The sequence below is a fragment of the Bariatricus sp. TF06-38A genome, from assembly GCF_027690675.1.
GTDB lineage: Bacteria > Bacillota > Clostridia > Lachnospirales > Lachnospiraceae > Allocoprococcus > Allocoprococcus comes.
Genome location: NZ_JAQFCE010000011.1, coordinates 1 through 26426, shown reverse-complemented (window position 1 = coordinate 26426; position 26426 = coordinate 1). Strand labels below are relative to the sequence as shown.

The 26426-nt window shown below is 42.2% G+C and carries 27 protein-coding genes; 4 read left to right on the top strand and 23 right to left on the bottom strand.

Annotated features, from left to right (window positions below; translation table 11 throughout):
* Nucleotides 1-56: 56 nt before the first annotated feature.
* The 13 genes from PG418_RS09915 to yedF all read right to left on the bottom strand — a co-directional run bounded on the left by PG418_RS09915 (nucleotide 57) and on the right by yedF (nucleotide 13407).
* The gene (locus PG418_RS09915; RefSeq protein WP_055261647.1) at nucleotides 57-1325 is read right to left on the bottom strand and encodes an SLC13 family permease; all 1269 of its coding nucleotides are present in this window, start codon (nucleotides 1323-1325) and stop codon (nucleotides 57-59) included.
* Nucleotides 1326-1742: 417 nt separating this feature from the next.
* A complete protein-coding gene (locus tag PG418_RS09910) occupies nucleotides 1743-2387 on the bottom strand; it encodes a GntR family transcriptional regulator (protein WP_022220206.1) in 645 nt (214 codons plus the stop codon).
* Entirely contained in the window at nucleotides 2384-3001 is a 618-nt protein-coding gene (locus PG418_RS09905) for a GntR family transcriptional regulator (protein ID WP_227084843.1), read from the bottom strand. Before PG418_RS09905 ends, PG418_RS09910 begins: the two co-directional genes overlap by 4 nt.
* A 211-nt stretch (nucleotides 3002-3212) precedes the next feature.
* Nucleotides 3213-3449: a putative Se/S carrier protein gene (locus tag PG418_RS09900; protein WP_008372464.1), complete on the bottom strand. Its 237-nt coding sequence runs from the start codon at nucleotides 3447-3449 to the stop codon at nucleotides 3213-3215.
* The gene (locus PG418_RS09895) at nucleotides 3449-3652 is read right to left on the bottom strand and encodes a sulfurtransferase TusA family protein (protein WP_498837342.1); all 204 of its coding nucleotides are present in this window, start codon (nucleotides 3650-3652) and stop codon (nucleotides 3449-3451) included. The genes PG418_RS09900 and PG418_RS09895 overlap by 1 nt, the downstream gene beginning before the upstream one ends.
* Nucleotides 3653-3721: 69 nt before the next feature.
* The gene (yedE, locus tag PG418_RS09890; protein WP_195367870.1) at nucleotides 3722-4819 is read right to left on the bottom strand and encodes a YedE family putative selenium transporter; all 1098 of its coding nucleotides are present in this window, start codon (nucleotides 4817-4819) and stop codon (nucleotides 3722-3724) included.
* Nucleotides 4820-5000: 181 nt separating this feature from the next.
* Nucleotides 5001-6140, bottom strand: a complete 1140-nt coding sequence (locus PG418_RS09885) for an aminotransferase class V-fold PLP-dependent enzyme (RefSeq protein ID WP_156330664.1) — start codon at nucleotides 6138-6140, stop codon at nucleotides 5001-5003.
* Between the two features lie 13 nt (nucleotides 6141-6153).
* A complete protein-coding gene (locus PG418_RS09880; RefSeq protein WP_022220210.1) occupies nucleotides 6154-7071 on the bottom strand; it encodes a selenium metabolism-associated LysR family transcriptional regulator in 918 nt (305 codons plus the stop codon).
* Nucleotides 7068-8984, bottom strand: a complete 1917-nt coding sequence (selB, locus tag PG418_RS09875; RefSeq protein WP_008372453.1) for a selenocysteine-specific translation elongation factor — start codon at nucleotides 8982-8984, stop codon at nucleotides 7068-7070. The genes PG418_RS09880 and selB overlap by 4 nt, the downstream gene beginning before the upstream one ends.
* Nucleotides 8981-10375 (bottom strand): L-seryl-tRNA(Sec) selenium transferase, encoded by a 1395-nt coding sequence (gene selA, locus PG418_RS09870; RefSeq protein ID WP_055297559.1) that lies wholly within the window; start codon nucleotides 10373-10375, stop codon nucleotides 8981-8983. The genes selB and selA overlap by 4 nt, the downstream gene beginning before the upstream one ends.
* A 24-nt stretch (nucleotides 10376-10399) precedes the next feature.
* Nucleotides 10400-11443, bottom strand: coding sequence for a selenide, water dikinase SelD (gene selD, locus PG418_RS09865; protein WP_082421154.1), 1044 nt, complete (start codon nucleotides 11441-11443; stop codon nucleotides 10400-10402).
* Between the two features lie 86 nt (nucleotides 11444-11529).
* Nucleotides 11530-12450, bottom strand: coding sequence for a selenium metabolism-associated LysR family transcriptional regulator (locus PG418_RS09860; RefSeq protein ID WP_498837341.1), 921 nt, complete (start codon nucleotides 12448-12450; stop codon nucleotides 11530-11532).
* Between the two features lie 357 nt (nucleotides 12451-12807).
* Nucleotides 12808-13407, bottom strand: a complete 600-nt coding sequence (gene yedF, locus PG418_RS09855; RefSeq protein ID WP_022220213.1) for a sulfurtransferase-like selenium metabolism protein YedF — start codon at nucleotides 13405-13407, stop codon at nucleotides 12808-12810.
* 443 nt (nucleotides 13408-13850) lie between these two features.
* Here yedF and PG418_RS09850 point away from each other — a divergent pair, with 443 nt between their 5' ends.
* Complete coding sequence (locus tag PG418_RS09850; RefSeq protein ID WP_195509661.1) at nucleotides 13851-14708, top strand: class I SAM-dependent methyltransferase; 858 nt, start codon at nucleotides 13851-13853, stop codon at nucleotides 14706-14708.
* 241 nt (nucleotides 14709-14949) lie between these two features.
* On the opposite strand, the gene PG418_RS09845 is transcribed toward PG418_RS09850, so the two are convergent.
* The 9 genes from PG418_RS09845 to PG418_RS09805 form a co-directional block, all read right to left on the bottom strand.
* Nucleotides 14950-15411, bottom strand: coding sequence for a low molecular weight protein-tyrosine-phosphatase (locus tag PG418_RS09845; protein WP_270613383.1), 462 nt, complete (start codon nucleotides 15409-15411; stop codon nucleotides 14950-14952).
* A 294-nt stretch (nucleotides 15412-15705) separates the two neighbouring features.
* Entirely contained in the window at nucleotides 15706-16719 is a 1014-nt protein-coding gene (locus PG418_RS09840; protein ID WP_349158302.1) for a DUF4062 domain-containing protein, read from the bottom strand.
* Between the two features lie 109 nt (nucleotides 16720-16828).
* The gene (locus PG418_RS09835) at nucleotides 16829-18109 is read right to left on the bottom strand and encodes a tyrosine-type recombinase/integrase (RefSeq protein WP_498837340.1); all 1281 of its coding nucleotides are present in this window, start codon (nucleotides 18107-18109) and stop codon (nucleotides 16829-16831) included.
* Nucleotides 18109-18318 (bottom strand): MerR family transcriptional regulator, encoded by a 210-nt coding sequence (locus PG418_RS09830; RefSeq protein ID WP_498837339.1) that lies wholly within the window; start codon nucleotides 18316-18318, stop codon nucleotides 18109-18111. The genes PG418_RS09835 and PG418_RS09830 overlap by 1 nt, the downstream gene beginning before the upstream one ends.
* Nucleotides 18319-18428: 110 nt before the next feature.
* Complete coding sequence (locus tag PG418_RS09825; RefSeq protein WP_187115602.1) at nucleotides 18429-18653, bottom strand: excisionase; 225 nt, start codon at nucleotides 18651-18653, stop codon at nucleotides 18429-18431.
* A gap of 51 nt (nucleotides 18654-18704) precedes the next feature.
* The gene (locus PG418_RS09820; RefSeq protein ID WP_498837338.1) at nucleotides 18705-19625 is read right to left on the bottom strand and encodes a phage major capsid protein; all 921 of its coding nucleotides are present in this window, start codon (nucleotides 19623-19625) and stop codon (nucleotides 18705-18707) included.
* 18 nt (nucleotides 19626-19643) lie between these two features.
* Complete coding sequence (locus PG418_RS09815; protein ID WP_498837337.1) at nucleotides 19644-19883, bottom strand: hypothetical protein; 240 nt, start codon at nucleotides 19881-19883, stop codon at nucleotides 19644-19646.
* Between the two features lie 17 nt (nucleotides 19884-19900).
* Nucleotides 19901-22210, bottom strand: a complete 2310-nt coding sequence (locus tag PG418_RS09810; protein WP_498837336.1) for a phage/plasmid primase, P4 family — start codon at nucleotides 22208-22210, stop codon at nucleotides 19901-19903.
* A 36-nt stretch (nucleotides 22211-22246) separates the two neighbouring features.
* Nucleotides 22247-22423 (bottom strand): excisionase family DNA-binding protein, encoded by a 177-nt coding sequence (locus tag PG418_RS09805; RefSeq protein ID WP_015560864.1) that lies wholly within the window; start codon nucleotides 22421-22423, stop codon nucleotides 22247-22249.
* Between the two features lie 142 nt (nucleotides 22424-22565).
* Between PG418_RS09805 and PG418_RS09800 the strand changes: the two genes are divergently transcribed.
* Nucleotides 22566-22814, top strand: a complete 249-nt coding sequence (locus PG418_RS09800; protein WP_498837335.1) for a hypothetical protein — start codon at nucleotides 22566-22568, stop codon at nucleotides 22812-22814.
* A gap of 132 nt (nucleotides 22815-22946) precedes the next feature.
* Nucleotides 22947-23444, top strand: coding sequence for a hypothetical protein (locus PG418_RS09795; RefSeq protein WP_498837334.1), 498 nt, complete (start codon nucleotides 22947-22949; stop codon nucleotides 23442-23444).
* A 164-nt stretch (nucleotides 23445-23608) separates the two neighbouring features.
* Here the strand turns inward: PG418_RS09795 and PG418_RS09790 are convergent, their stop codons facing one another.
* Entirely contained in the window at nucleotides 23609-24271 is a 663-nt protein-coding gene (locus PG418_RS09790; RefSeq protein WP_498837333.1) for a hypothetical protein, read from the bottom strand.
* Nucleotides 24272-24722: 451 nt separating this feature from the next.
* Here PG418_RS09790 and PG418_RS09785 point away from each other — a divergent pair, with 451 nt between their 5' ends.
* A complete protein-coding gene (locus tag PG418_RS09785) occupies nucleotides 24723-26372 on the top strand; it encodes an Alw26I/Eco31I/Esp3I family type II restriction endonuclease (protein ID WP_118437760.1) in 1650 nt (549 codons plus the stop codon).
* Nucleotides 26373-26426 lie beyond the last annotated feature (54 nt).

Below are 26426 nucleotides of genomic sequence, written 5' to 3'. Positions count from 1 at the left end.
TTTAAAATCCTCCTCTTTTTATATTGCATTTAATTTAATTACTTTGTTATCCCTTCTTACGGGAAGAATGGATAGAATATCGGAAGTAAGATCATACTTACTACGGTGGATACCAGAATCAGCGGCACACCTGCTTTTGCATAATCTTTAAATGTATATCCTCCGGCTGTGACAACCATTGTGTTTGCCGGCATTCCGATCGGTGTTGCGTATGCGCATGATCCTCCGATGACACATGCCATAAGTACTGCGCTTGGGTCTGCTCCCATTCCCTGTGCGATTGACACAGCGATTGGTGCCATAAGTGCTGTTGTTGCTGTATTCGACATAAAGTTGGTAAGTACACAGCACAGCATGAAAATTACAAATGTAAGTACATAAGGTGACGGGTTCTTTCCAAGAAGTCCGATTACTTTATCAGCAATCAACTCTCCTGCCCCTGTCTGATCAAGTGCTGCTGCAAGGGAAAGTGTTCCACCGAACAGGAAGATCGTCTTCAGATCGATGGAAAGAAGTGCATCTTTCTCACTGATAACTCCTGTAAGGATCAGGGCAATTGCTCCGACGCAACCCGTTACACAAAGCTTGATTCCGATCTGTTCTTCAAAGATCATTCCGAGAAGTGTAAGAATCAGAATAACCAGGGAAAGTGTCTGTTTCCACTTTGGTACATTGCTGAAATCCTGTACCTCATCATAAATGCTGTCTCCAGCTGCATCTGTCTTGTTTGGAAGAAATTTGTATCCGATCAGTGCAAAATAAATGATTCCGACGATCAGGATCGGTACACCTACTTTTGCATAATCGAAGAATCCAAATTTCAGTCCGATGCTTTCCATCTGTGACTGTGCGATCATGTTACCCGGAGCTCCGATCAGAGAAAGGTTACCTCCCATCGCTGCTGCGAATACAAGCGGCATCAGAAGTCTTGATCTTGAATATCCCGACTTTGCTGCGATACCGATGACTACCGGGATCAGAATTGCGGCTGTTCCTGTGTTGGAAAGGAAACCGCTCATCACGCCTACGATGACCATAATCGCAACGATCAGCTGCTTCTCTGTCTTGGCGAAATGTGTTACAACTCCCCCTATTTTGTTTGCCATTCCTGTTTCAAAAAGTGCGCCACCTACAATGAACATCGCGACAAACAGGATGACGTTGCTGTCAATGAATCCTGAAAATGCTGTCTTCCAGTCCAGAACTCTCGTGACTACCAGTCCCACACAGACAATCATGGATGTCAGTCCCAACGGAATTTTTTCCCACATGAACATCACGATTGCAAACAGCAGGAACAATAATGTGATAGTTACCTGACTCATTTTGCTACCTCCTCATTTCTCTTTTTAGTTTTTTTTCTGGATGTCTTTTACTTGATATCTGATTTTGTATCCAAATCTTGATTTTAATATAATTCATTGACACCAAAATGTCAATTACTTTTTATCATTTTGGCGGATAGCATAATTCTGCATATTCTATTTTGTATATTCTGACTAAGATTCTTCTGTCATATTACACGAAATACACTTTTAGAATGATTTATTGTATGCAATACACAAATATTTGTATATTTCAATGCACTTATTACAGACTGTTTTTTTTAGCTGCGTATCGAAACCAACCCTTTTTTGAAGTATATTCTGAAATTTTTTGCAAATAAAAAAGACTTCAAGAAGTATCTATACTCTCAAAATCTTTTTATGTTCTGTGTATATCTTTTATTTTCTTACACTTATCTACTTGTAATACGTCAGCATATCATCGCGGCTTCGCATGATATGCGCATACATCTCTTTTTCTGCCGCTTCGACATTATGCTCCTGGAGTGCTTTTAGAATCCTTCCATGCTCTTTGATCGATACCTTCGCATAATCACCTTCTGAAACCATACTTCCCATAGAAAGTCCGTTCCAGAGTTCGGAGATCATTTTTTTCATCTTTCCATTACCTGCCGCACTCCAGATTTCATTGTGAAATGCACGGTTGAGATCCGTGTATTTCTGGGATTCCCCGTTTTCCAGTGCCTCACAAGATTCCTGATAGACATCTTCTATTTCCGCAATATCTGTTCCCGGTTCTGCTGCAAGCTTTGCTGCCGCACTCTCAAGGATCGCGCGGAGCTGATAATGTTCCCGGATATAGGTTTCCGTGATTCCAAGGACGACTGCCCCTTTATTCTTCCGAAGCTGGATCAGCCCGTCCCTTGCCAGAATCTGAAATGCTTCTCTTACCGGCATTGCCGACACATTTAGCTGAGATGCCACACTGTCGAGTGAAAGGATCTCTCCTTCTTTCATTTGCCTTGATAAAATTGCTTTTCTAAGCTCCGCAGCAACTTTTTCCTTCGCTGACGGCATCTTGATCGGTTTTAAACCATTCATCTATTCTTCCTTCTTTCTTCCTTCACCTGCTCTGCCAGAAGCAATACCCATCTGTCAATCTCACTATTGACCGCTTTTGCAAATGTTTTTGTATATTTTTCCGCACCATTTAATGCACCTGCTATCTTTTCGCAGATTGCCTTTTCTGTCTCTTTTTTTCCATCCGTCTCTTTACATTTTGTGGCAAACCGGATATAACACTCCGAAGCATTTTTCAGCAGATTCGTCAGATATCCATTCTCCATCTGTGCAAGAAGCAACTGGTCCGGTCTTGTTTCCGTCGAAAATACTTCCTTTTCCTCGGTTTGACTTTTCGTATTCAGGACATGCTGAACCGCTTTTTTGAGGATTTCCCCGATCATCTCAAAAATCAGTTCTATCTGCTCTTCATCCAGCTCAACCGTATAAATTCTTTTTGTTGCCAGCCTCACGATCAGCCCCTGACTCTCCAGAACCTGAAATGCTTCACGGATCGGGATTCTGGATGCTCCAAATACCTCAGCAAGCTCTTCCTGCTTTAACTGGCTTCCTCCTTCTATCCTGCCCGCCAGAATTTCATCCGCAATCTGTTCTGCCATATAATCGCTCAACCGCTTTTCTGATAATCCTTTCATCTTCCCCTCCACCATACCGCAGTTAATTAGTAGGATATACTAATAATGTATCCAAAATCAGTCTAAATGTAAAGAATTATTTTTCTTATTCCACGAATATTCTCAGTAAATGATTTTAGAAATATGTTTTCAGAATTTCCTGTTAAATAAAACAAAAAAGGAAACCGCAAAAATGATTCCTCATCTTGCGGTTTCCTCGTTTTACCTCTTCTTATACCATACACTCGTGGATTTCTTCTTCTTCAAGACCGATTCCCTGCATGACATTTTTCAGTTCTTCCCTGCATTCCAGTGGTGCGCACCAGGAAAGCCCGCATCCTGCTGAAATACTTCTCGGCACCGGAATCATACGTCCCTGTGCACCAACTTTTTTACATTCTTTTTCCATCGCCATCGCATCCGCTGTTGTATGGAATGTGATAACCAGCTTTAACTCTTTTTTTCTCATTATTCAATCACAATTTCAAATTCAGAGCCCTTCTCGGCAGAAGTTGCCTTCTTTCCTTTGTCCTTCGCAAACTTCTCGATATTAGTCTTCTGGTGAGGTTCGCTCACAAGAACCTTGATCGGTCCGTTTGCATTCTTCAGTGCCTCTGCAGTAAGCATCAGCGGTTCCGGACACGAAAGTCCTCTTGCATCTACTTCTTTCATATTTTTTACCTGCCTTCCTAGCATATCATATTTCTTATGGATTATCCATCTATATCTTGCAGTTTCTGACTATTTTGCCTGCTCTCTTTTGTTTGTAAATGCAATGATAAAGCATGCGATAATACAGATAATACAAGCAACTTTTCCATTCGGCGTTACGGCTCCTGCAACGAGTTCGCCTGTCTCTGCATTCATAGCTGTTCCGCTTGATGCAAGTCCGAAGTTATGGCAAAGTGCTGCTGCAAAGAACATGCCAAGTACAGTAACTGCTGAATCAGAGGAACCCTGTCCTGCAAGGATCAGCTGGCGAAGCGGGCATCCGCCGGCAAGAACTGCCGCGAATCCTACTGCATACATGCCAAGGATATTCCACAGATGGTTGGAATGTGCAATGATTCCAGGAGTGTTAAATCCAAGTACAAATCTTCCTGTTGCCAGATTGAAGATCAGCATTACTACAAAAAGACCTGCAATAATTGTAAGAAGATCAAAGTTCTTCATTAAGATCGCATCACGGATTCCGCCGGCGAAGCACATTCTTGATTTCTGAGCAAGTGCTCCGAAAATAAGTCCGCCGATCAGTGACATGATAATTGGTGCATGAAAGCTTCCAGGACCTGCTTCACTTGCTTTGAGAAGTGTTGAGCAGGTTGCAAGAATCAGAATACCAAGCATCAGTACCGGAAGCACTGCTCCACTTTCTTTGTTTGTCTCATGCGCACGTCCAAGGCTGAAACCATTTTTGAGTGCAAATGCTCCGGTTCCAACTCCAAGTACAAAACCGATCAGTGCTACCCATGCATTCAGGTCACCTGCTGACATACGGAGCACCATACGGAGCGGGCAGCCAAGGAAAATCAGGGAACCGATCATAATTACCATACCAAGGATAAAGCGGATCATCGGTGAAGATCCTGCTGTTGAACGGTATTCTTTTGTTGCCACTGAAATAATAAATGCTCCGATCACAAGACCGATGATCTCCGGTCTTGCATACTGCACAACTTCGGCCTGGTGAAATCCCAGAGCTCCTGCCGTATCACGGATAAAGCAGGCAATACAGAATGCCATGTTTGCCGGATTACCAAAGTAAGCCAGACATGCAGCTACAAGCCCACACAGAACCCCCGCAAGTGCAAGCTTCTTCTTTGAATCTGATAAATTCATTTTTCTTCCTCCTTCGTCTTTCTCTCATTCGTCATTTTGACTATTAAAGACTTTTTTGTTACCCTATAATTATATCTTTTGCACAACTTCTTGTCCAATTCATAATTAAAATAGACCGATATATATATTGATACTATCAATATTATATCGGTCTTCTATCAATCTCTGATCTTATAAAATTTTACTCTTCTTCTGCAAGCTCGCAGATTGCCCGGATTGCCGTATCCACTTCTTCCTCTGTGTTATAGTGGGAAAAACTGAATCTGACAGCCCCCTGCTCTACGGTTCCAAGTGCCTCATGCATCAGTGGTGCACAGTGTCCTCCTGAACGGGTAGAAATCCCATAATCTGTCAGAAGTGCATCGCTGACTTCTCCCGAGTCATAATCTCTGATATTCAGGCTCACTACCGCACAGCGGTCCATGCTACTGAAATCCCCATAGATTTTGACTCCCGGGATTTCTTTTATCCCTTCATAAAACCGCTTCATCAATGCCTGTTCCTTTGCGCGGATCGTATCAATTCCTGTTTCTTCCAGATATCCGATTGCAGCATCCAGTCCGGCAATCCCGTGTCCGTTAAGTGTTCCTGCTTCCAGTGCTGTCGGCATCTCTTCCGGCTGTGTCTTACTATAGGTCTGCACACCGGTACCGCCTGAAAGAAGTGGCCGGACATGAACGCCTTTTCTCACATACATTCCACCAGTCCCCTGCGGTCCTAAAAGTCCCTTATGTCCGGTAAAACACAGAATATCAATATGCATCTTCTGCACATCGATCGGAAATACACCGGCAGTCTGTGATGCATCTACCACAAACAACAGATCGTGTTTTTTTGCAATTTCCCCGATCCGCTCCACATCCACTTTGTTTCCCGTCAGATTGGACCCATGGGTACAGACAATTGCTTTTGTATTCTCTTTGATCGCTTTATCAAAATCTGCGTAATCCAGAGTTCCTTTTTCATCACATCCAAGGAATGTCACTTCAACTCCCTTTTTCTCCATCTCATAAAGTGGTCGGAGAACAGAGTTATGTTCCAAAACCGTAGAGATCACATGGTCTCCCGGATTTAAGATTCCCTTGATCGCAATATTCAGACTCTCCGTTGAATTCATGGTAAATACGATCTGTCTTGCATCTTCCGCCCCGAAAAAACCTGCAAGCTTCTCTCTTGTGTCATATACGGTTCTTGCTGCTCCGAGAGATGCCTCGTTGACGCCTCTTCCTGCATTCCCCATTGAGCACATTACTGCGGTGATCGCATCAATTACTTCCTGTGGTTTGCGCATTGTGGTTGCTGCATTATCTAAATATATCATATTGATCCTCTTTTCATTTCCCCATATGTGCATCCGGATAGAAATCCTTTACAATCCGGATCAGATGCTCTGCTGCTGCAGGCAGCTGATAGTTTTTATTGTATACAAGGTTCAGATAACGACTGCTTTCATCCTTCTGTAACGGGAATTCCAGAACCTGTCCGGTCCGGATCTCCTCTTCTGCTGCAAGTCTTGATATGATCGTGATTCCAAGCCCACTCTTTACTGACCTTTTTATCGCTTCCGGATTCTCAATGCATGCTACTATATTGAGAGTATCAGGCATAATTCCTGCTTTTCTCAATATTTTTTCTGTTTCCTTGCGGGTTCCCGATCCTTCTTCCCGCATAATGACCGGTTCATTCTTTATCCATGTTGCTGTCTTATAGCGCTTCTGTATTTCCTGATAAAACTCGGTATTCGGCATGATAACAACCAGTTCATCCTGATAAAAAGGCATATATCTGCAATGCTTTTTTTCAAGTACCGTACCTGTGAATCCAATATCTACCATATGCCCTGCTACCTGTTCAACAACACCGCAGCTGTCATTTTCTGAAATCCGGAACTGCTCATCCGGATAAGTCTCTCTGAATTTCGCCAGAATCGCTGGAAGAACATACTGCGCCGGAATCGTAGAGGTCGCAATTGTAATACATTTTTCCTCACGATGCGCATCCTTGGAAAATACCTGCTCGATTTCTTTTTCGAGTTCCACCATCTGGCGCGCATACTGGTATAATTGCTTTCCTTCTTCCGACAATTTTACTTCCTTTGTATTTCTGACAAAAAGCCGTGAGTCCAGTTCTTTCTCCAGAGAAGAGATATGTGCACTGACCGTTGGCTGCGTCAGGAACAAAAGCTTTGCCGCTTTTGAAAAACTTCCCGACTCAGTTACCTTAACAAATGCCTCCAGCTGCTTTAAATTCATAAGTATGCCACCCTCTCACTTTCTCCGCCTGTCTTCTTTGTCACCTTAATGCTGTCCATATATTCTAAAATCGGTTTCGCACTCTTTCTGCTTGTTGAGAACATATCTCTCACCTGTGCGATCGTGATCAGATTTTCTTCCTTCAGATGATTCTGAATTTTTTCCTTCGCTTCATCCATCAGGTGTTTCATCGTAAACATCTCTTCATTGATACGGAGTACTTTTCCTTCGTCAATCATCATGAGAACCACATCTTCCGCTGTCTGGCGCGGAATTTTTCCAAAATCAATCTCTGAAAATCTCACAAAATCATATCCTGCTTTTTCAAATGTATCTTCGATCAGCTTCTCTGTCTGAAGATACATCGCGTCCTTCGGAACTTCATATCCCGGAAGCGAAAGATATTCTTCCCTTCTTCCATAGACGTTTTCTCCCGTCATTCTTTCGATATACGCATCAAATATGTTTGGTTTGATCTTTTTCAGGAATGTGTTGTGAATTTCGGCTTTCTTCATTCCATATCGGTATGGATGCTCACTGTGATATTTCTGCAATGTCTCCTCTATCTTCTGACGTACTGCAAATTCGCTGTCTCTGTGCCACAAATATGTGTCCTTCTTCATTGGGAATACAAAGATTGTGCCCGATTCTTCCAGTTCTTCAAGATACTCCTTCAGTTCATCTACGGAATGTGCCATCACCTTTGCAAGCTCAGCAAGTGTGATCATCGTGTCGCCGTGTTCTTTGATCTGAAGCTCCATAACATCGCCAAGAGAACCGGATTCTTTTTTCTTCAGTTCTTCGATTGCCTGCGCATCAAAACGTTTCTTACGCACCGGATTCGGTTCCAGAACGATCCCGCCTCCGATAGTCTCCATCGGCGAATAGAAACGTACTACAAAACGGTCACCTCGTTTGACCGCAATCTCTTCTTCCAGTCTGAGCTGTACCAGTCCCTCTTCTCCCGGTCCGATCTGCTCCTTATCCAGCAGAACAGCACGGCAGAGGATCTCACTCGTACCCGTGTATAAATGCAATCTCTCATGATTTGTAAGGATACGCATGGAGTCTTCCAGAACTTTCAGCTTCACATCCAGAAGATCTGTATTTTTCATACTGTTCTTCGGCGCAAGCACACACCCTCTGCGAATCTCCTTTTTCTTCACATTTGACAGATTGATCGCCACTCTCTGTCCGGCATAGCATTTGTCCTGATTCTGCCCATGTACCTGAATATTACGAATTTTGCACTCTTTTCCGATCGGATACATTTCCAGAACGTCTTCCCTGGTGATCGTACCGGATATAAGTGTCCCTGTGATAATTGTCCCAAAGCCTGACAGGGTAAATGCCCGGTCAATCGGAAGTCTTGGAATAGTCTGTGTATCCTTTGCAACCACCTCATCCGACATCAGTTGCTGAATCGTATCCGTCAGTTCATCAAGCCCCTGCCCGGTTGCAGCCGATACTTTAACAACCGGTGCACCTTCCAAAAAAGTACCTTCCAGTTCTTCCTGGATTTCTTCCTCAACGAGTTCCAGCCATTCTTCATCGACCAGATCACACTTGTTGATCACCAGAATGCTCTTCTTGATCCCAAGGAGTCCCAGAATGTCCATGTGTTCTCTTGTCTGCGGCATGATACCTTCATCCGCTGCCACAACCAAAAGTACCAGATCCATTCCGACAACTCCCGCAACCATGTTGTTGATAAATTTTTCATGTCCCGGAACATCAATGATCCCTACACGGTCTCCATTTTTCAAATCAAAATAAGTAAACCCGAGGTCAATGGTGATCCCTCTTCTCTGTTCTTCTTCCCACCGGTCCGTGTTACGTCCGGTAAGTGCTTTTATCAGTGTCGTTTTCCCATGGTCAATGTGACCTGCGGTTCCTACGATAATGTTTTTCATAATAATTCTCCCAGCATCTCTGCTATCTTCTTAAAGTAGCAGGATTCAATTGTCCGCACATCCAGATAAATCGTGTCGTTGGCTGTACGCGGAATGATTGGCATAGAAAGATGCCGCATCTCTTCTTCCAGCTTCGGTACACTGATATTCTCCGGCTTAATCGTAACTGCCATACTCGGAATGCGTTCAAGTGGAAGAGAGCCTCCACCGATCTGTGATTCACACGGTTCCATCCCGATCGTTGCAGCAAGATGTGCATTCTGCAGAATCCGCTTCAGAGATCTTGCACGCTTTTCCACATCCGCTTTGGACTCTGTGATCATACGCAGTACCGGAAGATTCTGGATTGCCTTTTCTTCTGATAAATATTCCTGTAATACCAGTTCCAGTGCCGCTGCTGTAAATTTATCAATTCGCAGTGCACGTGTCAGCTGATTCTTCTTCATCTGGTCAATATATTTCTTCTTACCGATGATGATTCCAGCCTGCGGACCACCGAGCAGCTTGTCTCCGCTGAAGCATACAACGTCCGCTCCCTTGCGGATGGAATCCTGAACCGTCGGTTCATAGGTCAGTCCGTATTTACTCAGGTCGATCAGCACGCCACTTCCAAGATCTTCGATAATCGGGATATCGTGTTCCTGCGCAATCGGAATCAATTCATCGATCGTAACCGTCTCTGTAAATCCAACAATACGGTAATTGCTTGTATGAACTTTAAGGAGTGCTTTTGTCTCCTCTGTGATCGCTTCTTCATAATCAGAATAATGTGTCTTATTCGTCGTTCCGACTTCCACAAGTGAAGCTCCGCTCTGCTCCATTACATCCGGAATCCGGAATTTGCCACCGATCTCAACCAGCTCTCCGCGGGATACTACAACTTCCCCGCCTTTTGCCATTGAACTTAAGATCAGCATAACAGCCGCAGCATTGTTGTTAACCGCCATCGCAGCCTCTGCCCCGGTCAGTTTGCAAAGCAGTTTTTCAAAATGAGAGTATCTCTCTCCACGTGCTCCTGCTTCCAGATTGTATTCCAGATTGGAGTAACCACTCACAATTCCTGCCAGTCTCTCAACATGCTCCTTACTGATCGGTGCACGGCCGAGATTGGTGTGGAGAACTGTTCCTGTTCCGTTGATCACCATTTTCATATTCGGCTCATGCAGCTTTCCGGCATGCCGTTTTATATTCTGCGTAAGCATCCCGATCTGCGCTTTCGCTTTCTCTTCTTCCTCGCACTTTCCGATAAATGTTCTGAGCGCATCCATCTCTTCACGGATCACATCCATCACAAGTTCACGTCCATATGCATCAATCAAATCCTGTATCTCCTGTTCTTCAAGCAGAATATCTACTTTCGGAATACTGCGAAATAATAAATTTTTATTCATTTTCTCCTCTACCTCTTTGAATTCCTAGTGCAGACGAATCAGTTTATCGCTCTTTTCTGTTACGGTTCCGATCAGGGATACCTTGGTATCCAGTCTCTTCTTCTCGAATGCTTCCATCACAGCTTCCGCATACTGCGCTTCCACGCTGATGAGCAGTCCACCTGATGTCTGCGGATCATATAACAGATCGATAAAATGATCTTCTACATTTCTGAAATCTACTTTCTGATAAGAATATCCCTTGTTCTTGTAAGCCCCCGCCGGAACAAGGCCCATTTTTGCATAGCTGATTGCTTCATCAAGATATGCAATATCGTGAACATTCAGTTCAAATGTCACATTACTTGCCTCTGCCATTTCAACGCAGTGACCTAAAAGACCAAATCCTGTAATATCTGTACATGCATTTACAGGGAAATGCTCCACAACTTCTTTTGCTTTTTTATTTAAAGAAGACATGACAATCTCAGCTTCCCTGATTGCGGCTGCAGATGCCATTTCTCCTTTGATTGCTGTATTAACAATTCCTGTTCCGACCTGTTTGGTAAGGATCAGCACATCCCCCGGTTTACATCCGTAATTCTTAAAAATCTTCTTTGGATGTACAAATCCGGACACACAAAGTCCGTACTTCGGCTCATCATCCTGTACTGTATGTCCACCAACCAGAACAGCTCCTGCCTCTTTTACCTTATCGGCTCCACCGGCAAGAATATCTCCTAAGATCTGTGGATCAAGACAATTCGGAAATCCTACGATATTAAGTGCTACCTTCGGCTCTCCTCCCATTGCGTAAACATCACTGAGCGAGTTTGCTGCTGCAATCTGGCCAAACATATACGGATCATCCACAATCGGCGTAAAAAAATCCACGGTCTGGATCATCGCAATATCATCTGTAACCTTATAAATCGCAGCATCATCTGATGTCTCGATTCCGACGATCAAATTTTCATCTTCAAATTTCGGTAACTTACCCAGAACCTGGGCAAGGGTCTCCGGACCTACTTTAGCGGCTCACCCGGAAGTTTTTGCATACTGTGTCAGTCTTACTTTTTCTTTATTCATTGTTTATCCCCAACTTATACTTTGCATTTAACATGTTACCTGCCGCAAAAAATGCGCACATAGATAAATTCTATCATTCATACTTTCTATTGTAAAGACTGCTTTTGCAATTCATACTTTTCTATAATCAATTCTCTCACATGTTCAGCCGCTGCCGGAAGTTTGTAGTTTTTATTATATACAAGATTCAGGTTTCGACCGCTGCCATCCTGTGAAAACGGGAATTCCAGAACTTCTCCTGCCTGGATCTCATCTGCGGCCGCAAGTCTTGAAATAATTGTAATGCCAAGACCACTTTTAACAGATCTCTTGATCGCTTCCGGATTCTCAATTGTCGCAACAATATTTAGATCATCCAAAGAGATTCCCATCTTTTTTAATTGCTTCTCTGCTTCTTTTCTGGTACCGGATCCCTCCTCACGCATAATCAGAGGTTCTCCTTCCAGCCATTTTAAATTCTTCTGCTCTTTTACGATTTTCTGATATTCTTTCGTATTCGGCATAATAACAACCAGATCATCCTGGTAAAACGGTATGTATTTACAATTTGCTTTTTCGATTACTGTACCGGAAAATCCAATATCAACCAGATGCGATGCTACCTGTTCAATGACAGTACTGCTGTCACTTTCCACGATTCTGAACTGTTCTTCCGGAAATCTCTCTCGGAATTTCACCAGAATATCCGGCAGAATATACTGCGCCGGTATCGTAGAGGTTGCGATCGTAATACATCTTTCTTTCTGCTCTGCTGCTTTTGAAAACATTGACTGGATTTCCTGTTCCAGTTCGATCATCTGACGTGCATACTGATAAAGTGTCTTTCCGTCTTCAGATAATTTGACAGTCTTGGTATTACGCACAAACAATCTCACTTTCAGTTCTTTTTCAAGTGTCTGTATATGCGCACTTACTGTTGGCTGTGTCAGATACAGTTCCTGTGCTGCTTTTGAAAAGCTCTTTGAATCGGATACTTTAATAAATGCTTCCAGCTGCTTTAAGTTCATAATTATTCCCTCTTTCTATTCGATCAAATTCGTATAAATACACCCTCACCGGATTCCGTTATTTCCTTTGATCAAATTGCGCAGCCACATCTATCTTCTACCATCCGATATCAAATACCAGAGAGCAAAGTGCATCTGCCCGAACAAACAAATTCTTTTTATCCAGGAGGTTACCATCTTCAGTTTTTAACAACTTGTCCAGAGCCTGAACAAGGGTCCTTCGACCTGCTTTGACGCCTCAACATGATGTCCTTATACACTGTGTCTCTCTGATATCTTTATTCATACTTAATTTCTCAACTTTTCTTAAATATTCTCTGTCCGTTATACGAACTTCTTTGTTATATAGTTCTCAAACTATGGTCTGATGATCTTTCCTGCTTCAGCCATAGATTCAACAATACTGTACATATTGGTTACACCACCAACAACAAGTTTGTCTTTTAAATGATAGTAGTCAAGACATGTACCACATGTAAGAATCTCTACTCCCTGTGCCTCCAGAGACTTCAGATCTTCAATGGAATCTGATCCTTCTGTTGTAAGAGTAGCTCCTCCATTGTAGAAAAGCATCTTCTTCGGAAGTGTATCAAGCTGTGTAACTGCATAAATAAATCCCTTAATCAGGACTTTACCAAGTTCATCATTACCTGTTCCCATGCGGTCAGAAGATACCACTACGATAAGGTCTCCCTTCTGATCCGGTGTACATACAACTTCTGCATCTGCTGCCGGTACTCCCTGCATTTTGATCGTTACTTTGTATTCTTTTTCTCCAAGCTTTTCAGAGCTTACTTCTCCGCCCTGTTCTTTTGCCAGCTTTGTAACATTCTGTACCGCAATCTCATTATCTACTAATACTTCAATTGTCTCCGGTCCTGTAAGAGCCTGCATTGCTTTTTTTGTTTTGATTACCGGAATCGGGCAGTTGTCTCCCATTGCATTAACTGTTACCATAATATTCATTTCCACCTTTCTTTTACGTGAATCATTTCACTTATAGATACATTCTATCACCCTTCGTCCCTTATGTAAACAGATAGTCCCGTTATTTTTACCAAAAACCAATTGTTATCGCGATAGCTTTTTGTGAATTATGATGTGAATACAAAAAAATAGATTTTCCCGTTCACTAATGTATCCGAATTGCTCCATTGCTATGCGATTTTTGCATTTCTATATATTATTGCGATATTTTCCATTCACTTCTTGCAGTATCTTTCCTTCTATAATAAAATAGAACAGAAAGAACGTATATCTATAAATATGTATTAAACAAAACTATAGAAAGCCGTAAATTTATCAAAAAAATTGTGTCAAGGCACGTATACCTTCTATTTAGCGTGGATTTTATTGAAATTTCCTGTTAAATAAAAAAATCAGAAAGGATTTAGTAATATATGTGGTTAGCAGATGGTTGGAAAGATTATGAAGTCATAGACTCCTCAGACGGAGAAAAGCTGGAACGCTGGGGGCAGTACATTCTGGTTCGTCCGGATCCGCAGGTAATCTGGGATACTCCGCGCACAGACAGACGCTGGAAACACCCGAACGCACACTATCACCGCAGCAAAAAGGGCGGCGGTGAATGGGAATTCTTCGATCTCCCGGAACAGTGGCAAATCAGTTATAAGAATCTTACTTTTAACTTAAAGCCGTTTAATTTTAAACATACCGGACTTTTCCCGGAACAGGCAACCAACTGGGACTGGTTCTCTGAAAAGATCCGCAATGCCGGACGCCCGGTAAAAGTCCTGAATTTATTCGCCTATACCGGTGGTGCGACACTTGCAGCAGCTGCTGCCGGCGCACACGTAACCCACGTTGATGCTTCCAAGGGAATGGTCACATGGGCAAAAGAAAATGCTGTTTCATCCGGACTCGGCGATGCACCGATCCGCTGGCTGGTTGACGACTGTGTCAAGTTCGTAGAACGCGAAATCCGCCGCGGTAATCATTACGATGCGATCATCATGGATCCACCTTCCTACGGTCGTGGACCAAAGGGCGAGATCTGGAAGATTGAAGACGCAATTCATCCACTGGTAAAACTCTGTACGAAGATTTTATCCGATGATCCACTGTTCTTCCTGATCAATTCTTATACGACAGGACTTGCCCCGGCAGTACTGACTTATATGATCGCGACTGAGCTTAAGAAATACGGTGGACATGTGGATTCACAGGAGATTGGACTTCCGGTATCTTCCAATGGACTGGTGCTTCCTTGTGGGGCAAGTGGAAGATGGGAGAAATAAGACTGGGAACCGAGTTGTTCATTCTTTCTTAGAATCGATTATTTTATGAATAGTATAAATTTGATTTATGCAATCATAAGAGTTCTAAAATAAAAGAGAAGTCATCTGATATGAAATGGATTTTCCTTGCCATAAAGCTTGTGCTTTAAAGTGAAATCCTTTTCTAAACTCAGATGACTTCTCTTTTTATTTTTCGTTTTCCTTTGGTTACATCTTTTCTTTGGATTACCCATCTGATGATTTATTGAGGATGCTCCATCAGATAGCCTAGAAATGCCTGGCATCCTTCCATCACATCATCGAATGTCTCATCAAAATTCCCCGTATACCATGGATCTGCAATGTCTCCCGGGCGATCCGTGTAGTCCAGAAGTCTCTGTACCTTGTGTTCCGGATCACTTCCGATAATTCTCATAATATTCTGTATATTGTATCGCTCCATACAGATAATGTAATCGAATGCGGCATATTCTTCTTTACGCATCTTGCGTGCACGGTGATTGCCACACGGGATGCCTTCCTCGCGGAGTTTCTTCTGCGTGCCGCGGTGGACCGGGTTTCCATGTTCTTCGTTGCTTGTACCGGCGGAATCGATGAAAAAATCGGATTCTATGCCGGATTGTTTAACTAAATGTTTCATAACGTATTCTGCCATGGTGGAGCGGCAGATATTGCCGTGGCATACGAAAAGTACTTTAATCATTGTTTTATTTCTCCTTGTTTTGCCCCGGAATGCCCTGTTTTGCAAGAGTTTTCGGGATTCATGTAGTTTGCTCTGAAATTACAGATTATGGCAAATCAGAGCAAGATTGAGCAAGTTGTTACTACCTGTTAGTAGTAAAATTGGTAGTAAAATGGAAAGGGGTACTACTAAGGATTTCTTCTATGAATTATTAGCTCATCTTCATTTATCTTAGTATAATAATCATGTTCTTCAGCAAATTTTACACCTTTTCATAATATTCTATCTTCATATCTGAGTAACGCTCATATATTACTATTCTTCAGTATTGTCCACACTCATCACATTTTCTTTCACAACAATCATTTCGTCCCTATATCTTCTTCCCTTTATGGTTAATCCCCAATATAGCTTTCCTGCATTTTCACTCCAAGAAGAATATATCAAGCCTAAAGCTCGCAACTGATTTAATATTACTTTTATCTGTTGTGAATCATTAAAATACACCATGCAGCCTGTTATTGAAGCATATTTTGATTTTATGGCATCACTAATCGCCGATTCAGTTAAAGAAACATCCATCATTTGTGTCGCAATCACCTTGAATATTTCTGGAAGCTTTTTTTCTATGCTACCACTCCTTCTATAACTACCCGTAGGTGTATAATGATAATCTATTTTCACATCATAATTTTCAAAAGCTACATTTTTAATTTCTGTAAACGAATGCACTGTTTCAATTGCATCATTCAATTTAACTTTCAAATTTTCATTTTCTTCTTGCAATTTCATTATTGTCCTACGTAACGATGCTTCATCAAAATCTGTTCCTCTTTGCCATCCCGGTCTTTCTATTGTTTCTTTTGCAGTCATAATCGAAACTGCCACTTTTCCTACCAATTCATCTGTATTTTTCCATATGCTACATAACCTATTAGTTAATGCTTTTGCTCTAAATGCTTTTAACCGCTCTACTTTATCCGGTTCATTCTCTTTCTTATCATCTGGTAACACAGTCTGCTCATCAAGCACAAAAGCCAACACTGGAATCTTATTTTTTATGGCATAATCATATTCCATCTCTGTATAGCTAATACCCGTATCGGGATTAATCGAACCATAACGTTGTCCAATTATTAATATATAGTAATCACATAAATCAATAACTTTTTTTATTACTTCAAACTGTTCAACATCAGTCGCAACAAAGGCTTCCATTCCTGCTGGAATACACTCCGCCATTAATAAAATATCCAAAACCTTTTTTCTTTCTTCTACTAAATCTGAATAAGTTGAACTAATAAATACTTGATATTTTCTATTTTGCATTTTTACACATCCTTTTCTTTATAATCTAGCAATATTATACCAATTCATCTTTCTTTTTTCCACAAAAATAACGCCCCAGCCTAAGCCAGAGCGTCATCCCTTTTCCATATTAAATTACCTTGAACATTTTCTGTGACATCGGTTTCTCCTTCTTCTGCTCAACCTCCGCCTGTGCCTTCCTAAACTCTTCCATCCGTTTCAATTCTTCCTCTGCATTATCGAATCCTATATGCGTGTACACATTCATTGTGACTGATATATCCGAATGCCCCATGAGGTACTGCAATGTCTTGGGATTCATTCCCGATTTTGCCATATTACTACAATAGGTGTGTCGGCACACATGAGGCGTGATGTTTGGCATCTGCACCCGATAGATATCATTGTATCTGCCGACCATGTGGTTGAATCGGTGCTGCCAGTGCATTGCTACAAGTGGCATTCCATTATCATCGTAGAAAAGGAATCCACTATAGCCATCAATGGATTTTTCCACTTTAGGAGCATTCCTGTCCTCGATGATTGCCTGAAACATCTGTGCCACATCCTCTGTAATCGGCAGTACCCTTGTTCCGGCATCTGTCTTTGTGGTTTCTATGATATATCGCATATCCGATGTTCTCTGCAACTGATGGTCGATATTCACGGTTCTATTCTCAAAATCAATGTCTTTCAGCGTCAGTCCACAAAATTCCGATATTCGGATTCCCGTATGAAAGAGTATGTACACAACTTCATAGTATTTACAGTACACCACATCGTCATGCACAAACTTTAAGAACTTTCTCATCTGATCTTTTGTGATTGCCTCTCTTGTAACTGCATCATTTACCAATACTCCGGCAAGTTGAAATCCGAATGGATTCTTTACCAGAATGTCATCATCCACCGCCATCTGAAAGGCTGGTCGCAACACTCCACGGATGGTATGAATGGAACTGTAGCTTTTGCCATCTTCCTGCTGCAATTTGATAAGAAACAGCTTTGCATCGGAAGTTTTCACACTTCGTATCGTCTTTTTACCGAATGCTTCCTTTGCAAGTAATCTCTGTACTGTAACATATCCCTGTTTCGTGCTTTGCCTTACTCCAGTCTTTGTTTTCAAATATCGGTCTACCAGTTCACAGACTGTCATCTGTCCGTCTACGATATTCACAAGCAAATCTAAATCTGTGTTTACTTGTTTTTCCAACTCTCGAAGGGAAAGGCATGGTTTCTTGCCCTTTGGAAGTTTGTCCGTAGGCTCCAATTTCCAACTGTATACAAAATGTGGTTTTCCATCAATATGATATTTATATTGATATTTTCCGTCTGCTCTTACGCTCTCCCCCGGTCTGAGGACTCTTCTTTTGGAATCCCGCCTTGTCTGTCCTCTTCCTACCTTTGCCATTATCCCCGCCTCCTCAACTCTGGATGGTTACGCAGATACCTTTCAAAGGCTACACGAAGAATCAGCTTGCGTTCTCCGTAGTATGCCAGAAAATCTTCTCCATCCGTATTACTCAATAAATCATAAAATTTTCTCCGGCTCAAAACAAAATATTCAATTGCCTCAGAAGGATTTAAAATATCCTTTTCTGCTAAATTTGGTCTTGCCATAAAAGTACTTCCTTTCTGCCAAAAGTGGCTGTTTTCACAGGTTTTCGAGGTCATACTATATATCACTCTGAACGCTGATAATATCAACTACTTTCGGCAGACAAACGGAATTATATCTCCGAAGAAGCACTAATAAATTTTTCAAACTGCGGGCGGATAATCAGATACCTGTTTCCGCTGAATACCGCAAATCTTCCTCTGTTATCTTCTGCCAGTCTACGCATTTTCTTTGTCCCGATATTAAAATACGATGCTGCTTCTTTGATTGTCAGTGTGTACTTTTCACTCACAGGGACAAGTGTATTTTCCGTAGTATCATGTTTTTCTATTACCATGTGCAATCCTCCTTCCATACGAGGCTGCAGTATTTCCACAGCCCCAACTGCTTAGTCTGCTGCCATCTGAAGTACCTTGACTGCATCCTTACGGATCAACTTTCCATCCAGATATTCGCATCCCAGATATCCTACCTGTCCACGCATGGCAAACTTTTCTTTCAATGTGCGGATAGTCAGCGGAAAACGCTGAACGAGCCAGTAATTGCTGAAATCTCCAAATGCGATTACTTTCTGCCCCTTTCCGATAGACGGCATGGAATCAACAATCTGCACAGGTTTTGAGAAAATCATTTCATCACTTTCCTTCCACAGATAGTTTCCGGCTGAATCTTTGAGGGTACGGAGTGCCAGAGCCGTTTCGTCATTCATAAGCCATGTACCATGTTTACGGTATTTCTTATCCACGGATAGATACAGTTTGATGATTTCATCATAGCTGATAGCAGAATCACTCTCTGCCGTCACGCCCGTTTCTGCTCCGTCAGTGGCGTGCAGAATACCAGTCGGCTGATTTTCCCCTGTTCCGTTGATAAACGCCTGTTCCTCGCTTGTGCCAAAACAGCGTGCCATTTTCCCGATTACATAGTCCTCTATGGCAAAGGACTGGTCAGAAGCGAACTCCAATCCAAGTCTGACAAGCTCGGACAATCTATATGCCTGTACTTCAAATCTCTGAAAATCGTCCTCGTTATCCATGCCCTCCAGATTGACCATATCGCCCCATTCAGCCTGACCTTCACAGTCAAATGTCCAAAGACGGCTGTCACTTCTGGTCGCATTCACAACGGTTGCCAGCTGACGGACTGCACTTTCTTTCTGTAGTACTGCCGTATATTTTTTATTTGATTCTCCGGGCAGATGGTACGCATTTGTCTTGCTTTCACGGTTGTTATAAAGGTTGTCCGTAACTGCCTGTTTTCCTCTCATTTCGTTCCAAAAATCGTTATAATAAGCTGTACTGTTAATCATAATAAACCTCCTGAAAAATTATTTTTGTGTCATATAACCACTCTGTCTGCAATAATCCACTGCTTCAGAATAGGACAGATAAAACATCTCCAATGAGCCGTCAACCACACGGTAATAGGGCGGGTCACAGGATTCGCTTGCCATGATAATGACCGGGCATCTGTCCCTTAAATTGATGACATTCACACATCTGTACTTGTCTGTTGAAAAATTCGATGGTTCAAACCGCATCGGTGGTGCTGCTTTCTGTTTTCCCATGTATACCTCCTTTTTTCTCAGCAGAGGAAATCTCTGCACAAGAGCCGATATCCTGTTAAAAGTGTGGTTTTTTCTCCACCATCCCTCGGACGCTTGCGGACTACCGTACCGATTGTACGAAGTGCCTGGTTAAAATTCCGGCTGTTCTCCGCAAAATATCCATTGTCATTGCACCAGTTGCGGTATGCCTGATACACTGCCGATGTCCGGCATTCCGCATCCTTCTCCTGTTCCAGAAATTCCTCCACAAAAAGTTCCATTTTATCGCTGTCATGCTGATAGGACATGGTGGCATCTTTTACTGCTTTGGGCTGAGCGAAACCTTCTTCTTTCAAGATGGTGTAGCCTTCAATCAGCCAGTTTAAGATGGCACTTGCTGCCTCCGGCCTGGAAAATTCCGCTTTCAGATTCTGTTCCTGCTCCCATTCCTCAAAATGTCTGTCAAAGGGAATGATTACGATACGTCCGCTCGAAAACAGTGTCATATCCGTAATAGCCGGAAGATAATTTGTATTTACATACAACTTGAACTGTGGTTTAAAATCAAAACTGTTTTCATGCAGGAATCTGGCATTCAATGTATCATTTCCCGTCATGCTTTTGATCTGTGCTTCATTCAGCACCAATCCCCGCCTTGGCTCTGAGATATTGGCGAACCGCACTCCGGCAAGACGTGCAATATCCTCTGTCGGGTTCTGGCTGTTGGCAGACGGTTTTGCAGCAATCGTTTCCGGTCGGACAGTCAAACCGTAATCTCCCATCACATGAAGTGTGCTTTCCATCAGAGTCCCTTTCCCATTTCTGGTGGTTGCACCGTAGTAAAAAAACATACATTCATAGCGGGTATCACCTGTCAGACCATAACCAAGGCTTTTCTGCATGAACCTTGCTTTCTCCGTATCCCCACTCATCACCTCTGAAACAAATCTGGTAAAACGTGGATTCTTTGCATTCGGATCATAGGCCGCCCCTGCAATCTTGGTCAGCTTGTCCTGTGGTGTATGCGGATGGAACTCTCCCGTCTGCAGATCCAGTGTTCCGTTCTGACAGTTCAGGTAATAAACATTGCGGTCAAACTCAGACATTGCAATCGGATACACGCTCTGGGCATCACTGATATACGTGTTACGGTAATTCCGGCTCTGCCATTTCGCAGAATATTCCAGATAGTCCTTTCTTATACGTTCATCAGTAATTGTCAGGGCATATCTGACCAGACTGTCCGCAAGGGATTTTGCAAGCTCCATTGTTTTCAATCCGCCAATGTCCGGAATCCACCGGGTTCCGTCATACACATACCACTTTTTCCTTTCCGGCACATACCTTGCGATATCTTTATACACATCCGCAAACAATCTGCCTGAGCCGTTGTCATTCCACGGGTATCTGCTGTTATCCGACACATTCACTTCTATCAGCTTCTGCAGCATATCATCAAAATCACTCTCTGCTGATGTCCTTGCATAAGGTCTGTAGAAATCCAGTGCCTGTGCCACTGCCTTTTCCATCGTCAATGCGCCGTAGGTTGAGCCACTCTGCACACGGTCCCACTTGCTCCGCATCAATCCCGATTTTCGGAACAGTCTGTCCATCTGCCCTGTGTCACCGCCACACCAAAATGCAAGGATACTTGCAAGCGACATATCCGCATCGCTGTGGGATTTTCCTTCCGGAATTTCTCCATTCCACAAGGCTTTGAACTTTTCGCCCTGTCTGGAATCCGATGCCAAGCGGACCACGGAATCATCGGACAGATAACTGCCGGGAATATCCTGTACATCGTTCTTTTTCTTAGGAATCGGACGGAGCATATAAGTTTCCAGTATTTCCCCAAGTTCAACGCTTCGCTCCTCAACACCACGGTTACGGATCACATTTCCTGTCAGAGTACAAAATTTCTTCGTCACACCTGCTGCATAGATTTCCAGACCAAGTTTCTGATTATTGATGTAATATCTGCCCGTATCATAAGACAGGGAAGATGCCTTACATACAATGCGGACTCCCGTGCCGGAGGGACTGAATTCTGTATAGGAGTCCATTTTCCACACGACATCTTCTGCCATTTGTGTCAGCTTTCCACCAAACACACAGTGGTCGATATCTACCATGCAGAAATCATCAAATGCACCCATACCGATTCCGTCATAACCATCCATTGCACTGACTGCCAATCGAAAATCCGAAAAGGTATTTTTATCGGCACTGCTCGCTTTTCTGCCATTTGTCTGATACGGCACTTTGGTCATGCGTCCGTTTCTTTCTTCATATTTCCACAGACAGAACCGTCCGTCTTTTTTCAACTGTTCCGGAAGTTTCTCATACATTCTGTGCTCCTCCTTCCCCGCTTATTTTCTGACGTATCATTTCTCCGTGGCTCTTGCCGATAACCACACCTTAAATTCGGAAACAGGAACCAATACCCGCTTGCCTACACGGACGATTGGAAAATCCGCTTCTCTGGTCAGTGCATACGCTTTGCTCAGGCTGATTCCCATCTGCATTGCCATTTCCTGTACGCTCATCGTGACTTTATCCATAGCCATCCTCCTCTCTGCATTCCAAACATGAATTGCTCTTGTTTTCTATCACAGTATACTTTATAATGTTACCAAAGACTATTTTCTATTGGTAAGAACTCGTACTGAAAGCAAGTTCTATCGGTAAGAATGGAGGTAGAATATGAACGAAGATTTCAGTTTGGGGAAAATGAGTGCGGATGCACGGCTGACCGCAACTTTCAAATACTATGAAAAAACAGAACAGAATAGAGAAATCATAATCACTGCCTGTCTGGGCGAGGGCGATGTTCCAAGACTCAACCGTGGATACGGCTTGGACGGAAATGAGCTCTGGCTTTCGCTGAATAACCTGTACCAGAGTATCCGTGGAAAAAATGACAACACTGCTGCCGATGATATCATTTCTTAGTGTCAGCAGTACGCACACCCCTACTATGCCTCTGAGGACATCGAAGAATATCGTTGGGATATTGAAAAGGATACGGAATACTGGGATTTTTCCACTAACATTCTTGGTAATTTCACTTTTGATGTTCACACCATGCGGAAAGATCTCGAAAGCCTGTACCGGGATACCCTTGTCATCCTGATGTTCAAAAAATGTCTGGAACGGCTTGACGTTTCCACGGATCTTGCGCAGATCACATGGACGAATGAATTTGCAGATTTTAATTCGTTTCCTATGCAGAAACATCTCGGTAAAATATCAACTTACCTAAATAAAATGAGTGGCGTAACCATGAAGTTGGGACTGGATGAAAATGGAGAATTGAAGGTCATGCCGGACTTCCATTCTGTTTTTGATGCTGCCCGATTCGCTCTGTCGCAATATGTATCTATCCCTACAGATTACCCCATTGCTTATGCCGACCGTGTGGGCGTTGCCACCTGTGAGTGTTGCGGCCGTCTGTTCATCAAAAACGGGAACCGCCAGAAATACTGTGACAATCCAGAATGTAAAAAAGAACGAAACCGTAGAAAATCCCGCACTGCTTATCGCAGAAAGATACAGGAAGAAAATGATAACCGCTGGGCGTGACCACGGCTGTTTTCACACTGGGGCAAGATGTGGCAAGTAATATAGGTTATTTTCTATATAGGCTCTATAAGAATAACCTAAATCATCTGCCACAAGCTGCCCCAACTATTTTCCCATAGAAAAAGGGCATCGGTTCATCACCGACACCCAATGCCATTTTATCCTTACTCTCCGCAGCGGAATGCTGAATTTCCCGTAAGATTTCTAAGCAGAATCTTTCTCGCTGTCTTATACTCTTTTCCGATAAAGCCAAGTCTGAGCAGAAAACAGCGGAAAGCATATTTGTCATTGTCCGTTTCGGTCGGCTTTGATGATACCCTTTTTGCATCTCTTGCCATATCACACAGCCTTGAGATAAATTGCGTGTAGGCTGCAATCTCATCACTATCCGTTGTGTATGGAAACCATGTGAAGTTTATTTTTTCCTCTGTAATTTCAACTTCTGTGCTGTCCGTCCGAAATGCGCGTTGAAAAAGCATCTGCTTATTTGCTATGATCTTCTGCAAATTTTCCAATGCCGTATCCGTAAGGCTTTCTCTCGGAATCACTATTGTCAGTTTGTCCTGCTGCACTGGCACTTCTTCCGTTATTTCCGCATCGTCCTGAAACCCACGCTCTCGTAACTGCAGAATCAGGTCTTTCGTTGTTTCTTCTGCTCCCTCCGGGATATGCAGTACACCCTCTTTGTCCAGTCGGTATCCTGCAATATCATATGCACAGCTTGGTACCCGTTCATAATGCGGTACTGTCCCAAGTATGTTTCCAATCTCCTGTGCCAGCTTTGGTCTCTGCTTCGATTCCAATGTAAATCTGATTTCATTCATCATAATGTGTACCCGCCTTTCTTTATTCGGTAGTACATATATCACTCTGATGGCACAAAATAGCAAGACAATTCGGATTATATTTCTGCCAAAATGTACGCAGAAAAACTGTGCTTTTTATGCTGCTTTTTACATGTTTTTTCTTCGTATTTCGGTACTATCCAGCAAAACAAAATCGGCTTTAGCAGCGGTATTCTGCGGATATTTTTACATAAACCGACCTTGGTGGGTATCCCCCCTGTTTAATTCTGCGAAAATTCGCACGAAGGGGGCCATCGGTCTTCAGGAAGAAGACCCGTAGAGATTTGAATACCCCTACCATTTCAAAGTGCATTTACACTTTTAGCATTCCAAAAGACTATATTAAATACTTTCATTTTCTGATATAATAATATGAAGTTTTAAAAAAAAATTATAATTTTACCTACAAATTAATAAATACGGAGGAAAATCTATGGCAAAAAGTGGCGAAAAAAAGGGAAAAAAAGTTTCTAATCCCGCTTTCTCTAAATACAAGGAATTTATAGCTTCCCATCCTGCATATAGCGGTATGCCTGATTTACGCTATCCAGACGGCAGAATACAATGGGAAACACCATCCAACAGAAAAAGCGGAGAGTTTAAAGATTCACACGACAAAAGGCTACAATGGTGGAAAAACAAAGCTGCGGAAATTGGAATCAGCACAACTGAAGACAAATGGATAAGTAAAGTTGCAAAGAGAATACATCCTACTGGAATACGTCCTTGTCCCGTTTGTGGCAAAGAACTAGAGATAAGATATGCATATCTAAGTAAAAGATTTATAAAAAGAGTACATTTGCTTGATTTTTACAACAACGATATTGAAATGACAGAAATTACTCACATCTTAGATTTTGTCACTGAATTTATCACCGAATACAAAAATCATGCCATTCATACACTTCCAATTTTACTTAGTTGTAAAGAAGCACCTGACATTCCAAAACTGTCAACGCTTTCTGAATGGTTAGAATGGATTGACCAAAAATATATTCCACTAGAACCAAGCATGCTTGGACCTGGTTCTATGTCAAATGCTCCAGATAGACTTGATGGTTTTCATTATAATCGTTGTTGTCGCAAAAAAACTGACAAAGGTCGTTCTGATGCAAATTTAGCTTCTTATTCAAAAGATCGCCGTGCTTTTGAAAATTGGAGTGACGGAAATTGGATTACAGCCAATATGTTAATGGGATATATTAAATCAAATCCAGCTCTTAGACAAGAACCTTGCGCAAATTTCGGTGATGCCCACGAACACCCATTACCTTGCGATGCGGATCATATTGGACCTATTTCATTAGGCTTTTGTCACAGACCAGAATTTCAATTACTATGTTCTCCCTGTAACAGTGCTAAAAATAATAGACTCTACTTCTCCGATGTTCAACACTTAATTGCTGTAGAATCCACTGGTGAAACAGTCACAACATGGTATGCCACACCTGTTTGGAATCTTTGCAAAAATAAAGTTACAAATGCTGAAACAGCACTACGATTATCTAAAATTATGCGTGATAATCGCAACATTGCACTGATGCTATTAAGCAAATTTATGACCTCTGGAGAATGTTTATTTCTGCTTAGTTTACTTAATTTGCAATATGCAGATTATCAATATCAAATAATACCCGATAGCCAAGAAATTTACAATCATATTGTAACCGTTGATTTTACATATGAAACCAGTTCTCTTCGCTATGTTACTATTCAAAAGCGCCGAAAAATACGAATTGCCTTTGAATCACTGTCAGATTATGCTACAAAAGATAATCGAAATGGTTTTATATATAACAGCCCAACTATAGAACAGCTAAAATCAACTATCTTTGATATTTTAAGTTCTGTACCACAAGAATACAAAATACTTAACTCAAAACTTTGTTCCATAATTTCTAATCCAGTTATATCAGACAATGAGATTGAATCATTTCTTAATGAGGTCGATTATAATAAACTTTTGTCACTTAACGAATATGTCGCAGCGAAAGAAAAACTGTATGAAATCATGTCTCTTGTAGCTCAGGAGTTGTCCAACAACTGGGATTCTGCCCGTTATTCACGTGAAATTGAAGAATAAATCTAATTGGGCGTGTGAAAAAACGAAAGTTTTTTCATGCGTCCTTTTTCTTAT